Consider the following 5,049-nt stretch of genomic DNA (forward strand, 5'->3'; position numbering starts at 1 on the left):
AAGCAAGCAAGCAAGCAAGCATTATAATGGCTGGAATATAGTTATATCAAGTATATTCTTTACTATTTCTGCGTGCGCTTCATCATCTCATCACACTTTAAACAAACCATCTAGCGAGGCAGAGAGCCCCCGTTTAAACGAGGTTTATCATCGCTTAACGACCGAGCACCCCGAGTTCAACTGGAAATTCGTTGAGGGGCTCAGCAATGATTAAACCTATCACATCACTGGCAGCTTGTATTTTTATCGCTGCACCTTCGCTCTCGTTTGCAGCTTGCAAGTTTTACGACGGACATTCACAAAAACAGATAAATATAAGTATACCTTCCACGCTTTCCATCCCCAGAGACGCAGCAGTCAACACCGTGATTTACGAATCCCCGGCTATGACCTTTAATGGCGACGCATCGTACGAATGCTCGACCACATTCACGAACGGGATTAAAAACAACGCGGGCGCGGATTCAACGTCAACTTATTTCCCAATAGGTAATACGGGGCTTTCGTGGCAGTGGATTTATCAGGGAAATGCATATATCGGATTTGGCGGTGGAACACCTCGACAACCTGGCGGATACGGATTCAATACCACTACAAACGCCCTACGCATAGTTAAAACGGGAGAAATCTCACCAGGCGCAACCATACCAGCCGGAGTCCTAGGGTATATACAAATAGAATCGGCAAGCGTAAGACCTTTAGCAATGGCAACTGATAATAGCTCAGCCATTACACTTCAGTCGTGCGAAACTCCAAACATCGCCGTTACAATGGGCGAATACAACCTAAGCATATTTTCAAAAAATGGAAACTCCACTCCACCAAAAGCGTTCAATATACAATTGAATAACTGCCCGAGTGGAATCCAGAAAGTGAGCTATAGCTTATCTGCCACGTCAGGCTCCCCGGCGGTGGACAGTGCACTCGGCATTATCGAATTAAACAAAAGCTCGACAGCGAAAGGTATAGCACTGCAATTACTTGACCGCAATCAGGCCCCCATACAACTCGACAAAACTTATGTCTTCAACGAATACTCCACAGGCGGAGGAAACTTCTCGATACCCTTGAACGCCAAGTATATCCGTACCTTACCGACTGGTAATAATGGCCAATATGATGAAGGGATGGGTGCTGGCTCCGCCAACAGCGAAGTGACCTTCATTATGAATTATCTGTGACTACTGCCTGGAACGTGGCGGCTTTCCGATAGCTGTGAACGCCTGTGGACGTCGTACCCACGTTCATATTGCTGACCAGCTATCGAGGTGGGCCCTACTGTCACCAGCTCCCGCTCTAGCATCAGCCCGTGCTAGCAGCTTGAAGATGGCGACGCGTATCGCTGTTTGGTCTCAATACAGCTGTGGTTCAGCCATAAGCGCAGCCTAGTGCAGCGGAGCCAGATCCTTCCCCCGCGCCTTGGCGACAGCGCGCGACTGCCAGTCGGAGACCGCTTGGAATAGCGACTCGGCCAATAGCCGCAGGCGCTCGATTTCTTCAGGCGGCGCGCCACGGTCCTGGGCCTAGTGGTACTCCCGCGTGGCGTCGACGGCCTTCTGAATCAGCGGCTCGCCTGCTTCGATCAACCCTGTACAGCTGCGCTTTTCCACTTCCCTGCTCCGTGCCAGCCAGCAGGCTCGTCGCCACACATCACCGTACCCGAGACCTCCGGCAAACACTTCAACCAGGCGGTCGAAGCGAAGGGCTTTAGGCATCGCCCCCAGTACAACTGCCGACATACTTATGCCACGATGTGCCTCATGTCAGGGATGAACCCGGCTTTCATTGCAGGGCAGCTTGAGCACTCGGTTCAGGTACTCCTTTCCACCTACGCGAAATGGCTGAATTCGGCTAACGACTGGACCAAACTGGCGAAGCTGGAAGCGAACGTAATTGGTACAGGATTAAATTTCGTTCACGTTGCGCCCTTTGGATATAAGGCATTCGACAGGCGTTCAGCCATACTCCAGAATGCAGCGGTTTTTAGGGGGAAAACCCTTGCACAGCCAACGACATACCAACTTTTAGTGAGCCTCAACGTGAAAACATCCCTGTCCATCCTCAGCCTGCTGCTGTTGCTCACAGGTACTGCGACCCTTCCGTCGACCGCTGCTGCACAACCCCCGGCCCAGGTTCAACGCGACCCGTCCAAGCTGCACCTTGCCTCTGGCAGCGCCCTGCTGATCGACCTGAACACTAACCAGGAGCTGTATTCGAGCCACGCCGACCGCGTGGTGCCGATTGCCTCGGTGACCAAACTGATGACGGCGATGGTAGTGCTGGATGCCAAGCAGCCCATGGATGAGATGCTCACCATGACCATTGCCAACAACCCGGAAATGAAAGGCGTGTATTCGCGTGTGCGCCTGGGCAGCCAGCTCGACCGCCGCGAAACATTGCTGATTACCCTGATGTCTTCGGAAAACCGTGCGGCCAACACCTTGGCCAACCATTACCCCGGCGGCTACCCGGCGTTCATCAAGGCAATGAATGCCAAGGCCCGCAGCCTGGGCATGGCGCATACCCGCTACGTCGAGCCGACCGGCCTGTCGACGCAGAACGTATCCAGCGCCCGCGACCTGGCCAAGCTGCTTATGGCCTCGCGCAAGTACCCGATGCTGAGTGAACTGTCGACCACCCGCGAGAAGACCGTGGCCTTCCGCAAGCCCAACTACACCCTGGGCTTCCGCAACACCGACCACCTGGTGAACAAGAGCAACTGGGACATCAAGCTGACCAAGACCGGCTTCACCAATGAAGCCGGGCACTGCCTGGTGCTGCTGACCCGCATGGACAACCGCCCGGTGGCCATGGTCATTCTCGATGCCTTTGGCAAGTACACCCACTTCGCCGATGCCAGCCGCATGCGCCAGTGGCTGGAAACCGGTGCCGCCAAGCCGGCACCGGCGGTGGCCATGCAGTACAAGGCGGAGCGGCAGAACAAGGGGCGCCTGGCGGCCGAGTGAGCTGAGCCAGAAATGATAGGGCCCTGAACGGGCCCTATCGCAGCCCCAAGGTTTCAAGCCGTGGCGCTGATCATCCCGCCCGCACTGCTGCCGCCCTCTTGCTGCAACAGCTCCAGCAACTGCGCCGTGGCCGCCATGATCTGCCCGTTGATGGTGGCAATGCTCGCCTGCTTGGCCCCCACTGCAGCCGCCTTGGCAGCCTCGTCCATCTTGCTGTTCTGCAACGCAGCCAACTGCTTCTGCTCCTCGGCCAGTTGCTTCTGCAGATCCTTGATCAGTTGACGCAGCTCGGTAACCGCCTGCGAGTCGCCACTGTCTTCACTGTCGGTGGATTGCGCCTGGCTACCCGCTGAGACCTTCATGCTGTCACTGCTGATACTCAACGGGCCCAGTGCCTCACCGGCCTGTTTTGCCTGTTCGCGTTCAGTAGCTGCGTTCGCGCTCAGCGTCTGCGCTGAGACGCCATTGATCATCAGGTTGCTTGCCGTAATTCCGCTCATGTCGATTCCCTGCCAGAAAGATCGGTCCTTGCCGTAACCCCCCCTATCGGCCGCCTCACGCAGTTCTTTAGCCCGCTTAAATTCCCCCTCGTCTGGCTCGTTCCAACTCATGTACTTGCGCAGGAGCCGGAGCCCCGGCGGGCGTCCAAATTCGACCATTCAGGGAATCGCAGCCATGAGCCAGCCCTCACAGCAGGAAACCATCAAAGATCTGATCGGCGTGGGCTTCGGCCCTTCCAACCTGGCCCTGGCCATCGCCCTGGAAGAACTCGCCGAGTCCCAGGGCCATGCCCTCGACGCGCTGTTCATCGACAAACAGCAGGACTACCGCTGGCACGGCGAAACCCTGGCCACCCAGAGCGAGTTGCAGATCTCGTTCCTCAAGGACCTGGTGTCGCTGCGTAACCCCACCAGCCCCTACAGCTTCGTCAACTACCTGCACCAGAAGCAGCGCCTGGCCGACTTCATCAACCTCGGCACCTTCTACCCCTGCCGCCTCGAGTACAACGACTACCTGCGCTGGGCCGCCGAGCACTTCGCCACCCAGGCGGTATATGGCGAGGAGGTGCTGCGCATCGAGCCGGAAGTGCACGCGGGTCGGGTCGAGCACTTGCGCCTGGTCTCGCGCGACGCACAAGGCCGCGAATACAGCCGCCGCACCCGTTCGGTGGTGGTCGGCAGCGGCGGCACGCCGAAAATCCCGGAAAAGTTCGGCGCCTTCAAGGACGACCCGCGGGTATTCCATCACTCCCAGTACCTGAGCAGCCTGAACAAGCTGCCGTGCACCGCCGGCAAGCCGATGCGCATTGCCGTGATCGGTTCCGGCCAGAGTGCCGCCGAGGCGTTCATCGACCTCAATGATAGCTATCCGTCGGTCAAGGTCGACATGATTCTGCGCGGTTCGGCCCTCAAGCCTGCCGACGACAGCCCGTTCGTCAACGAGATCTTCTCGCCGGACTACACCGACCTGGTCTACAACGAACCGGCCGACCAGCGCAGCAAGCTCCTGGGCGAATACCACAACACCAACTATTCGGTGGTCGACCTCAACCTGATCGAACGCATCTACGGCATCCTCTACCGGCAGAAGGTCGCCCACCAGTACCGCCACAACGTGCTGTGCCGGCGCCAGGTCGAAGCCGTGGTGGCCACTCGCGAAGGCCTGGAACTGACCTTGCGCGACCTCGCCACCGGCCAGCAGCAAACCCACCGCTACGACGCAGTGATCCTCGCCACCGGCTACGAACGCCGCTCGCACCGTGATCTGCTGGCGCCCCTGGCCGGCTACCTGGACGATTTCAACGTCGACCGAAACTACCGCGTGCTGGCCAGTCCCGACCTGCAGGCCTCGGTGTACCTGCAGGGTTTCTGCGAGAACAGCCACGGCCTGAGCGACACCTTGCTCTCGGTGCTGCCGGCACGCGCCGCAGAAATTGGCCGCGCGCTGTACCAGGACCTGGGGCAGTTGCACGGCAAGCCGCAACCGGCAGTGGCCCTGACCCGCGCCTGATCCCTCCTGCCTCATGCCTTCCAGGCCGCCCTTGGCCTGAATCGATTGGGGCCGCTTTGCGGCCCATCGCCGG

Annotated in this window: 5 protein-coding genes and 1 pseudogene; 4 read left to right on the plus strand and 2 right to left on the minus strand. The window is 58.2% G+C overall.

The window, feature by feature from the left end; all coding sequences use genetic code 11:
* Positions 1-214, plus strand: a 214-nt coding sequence (locus tag M2S36_RS00890) for a hypothetical protein (RefSeq protein WP_333956519.1), incomplete at its 5' end; no start/stop codon positions are given.
* Positions 207-1,181 (plus strand): fimbrial protein, encoded by a 975-nt coding sequence (locus M2S36_RS00895; RefSeq protein WP_333956520.1) that lies wholly within the window; start codon positions 207-209, stop codon positions 1,179-1,181. The genes M2S36_RS00890 and M2S36_RS00895, both read left to right, overlap by 8 nt.
* Before the next feature lie 204 nt (positions 1,182-1,385).
* Here M2S36_RS00895 and M2S36_RS00900 read toward each other — a convergent pair.
* A pseudogene (locus M2S36_RS00900) lies at positions 1,386-1,586 on the minus strand (hypothetical protein).
* A 453-nt stretch (positions 1,587-2,039) separates the two neighbouring features.
* Between M2S36_RS00900 and pbpG the strand changes: the two are divergent.
* Positions 2,040-2,966: a D-alanyl-D-alanine endopeptidase gene (pbpG, locus tag M2S36_RS00905; protein WP_063915020.1), complete on the plus strand. Its 927-nt coding sequence runs from the start codon at positions 2,040-2,042 to the stop codon at positions 2,964-2,966.
* A gap of 53 nt (positions 2,967-3,019) precedes the next feature.
* Here the strand turns inward: pbpG and M2S36_RS00910 are convergent, their stop codons facing one another.
* Positions 3,020-3,466: a hypothetical protein gene (locus M2S36_RS00910; protein WP_333956521.1), complete on the minus strand. Its 447-nt coding sequence runs from the start codon at positions 3,464-3,466 to the stop codon at positions 3,020-3,022.
* Between the two features lie 175 nt (positions 3,467-3,641).
* On the opposite strand from M2S36_RS00910, the gene M2S36_RS00915 reads away from it, so the two are divergent.
* On the plus strand, positions 3,642-4,976 hold the full coding sequence (locus M2S36_RS00915) for a lysine N(6)-hydroxylase/L-ornithine N(5)-oxygenase family protein (protein WP_241106511.1): 1,335 nt from the start codon (positions 3,642-3,644) through the stop codon (positions 4,974-4,976).
* Positions 4,977-5,049: the final 73 nt, after the last annotated feature.

It is taken from the genome of Pseudomonas sp. SF2, from assembly GCF_036858055.1.
GTDB lineage: Bacteria > Pseudomonadota > Gammaproteobacteria > Pseudomonadales > Pseudomonadaceae > Aquipseudomonas.

What these genes read in the sequence shown, in the direction of transcription:
- M2S36_RS00915 (WP_241106511.1), top strand. Translation starts at nt 3,642, where the DNA reads ATGAGCCAGCCCTCACAGCAGGAAACCATCAAAGATCTGATCGGCGTG.
- M2S36_RS00910 (WP_333956521.1), bottom strand. Translation starts at nt 3,466, where the DNA reads ATGAGCGGAATTACGGCAAGCAACCTGATGATCAATGGCGTCTCAGCG.
- M2S36_RS00895 (WP_333956520.1), top strand. Translation starts at nt 207, where the DNA reads ATGATTAAACCTATCACATCACTGGCAGCTTGTATTTTTATCGCTGCA.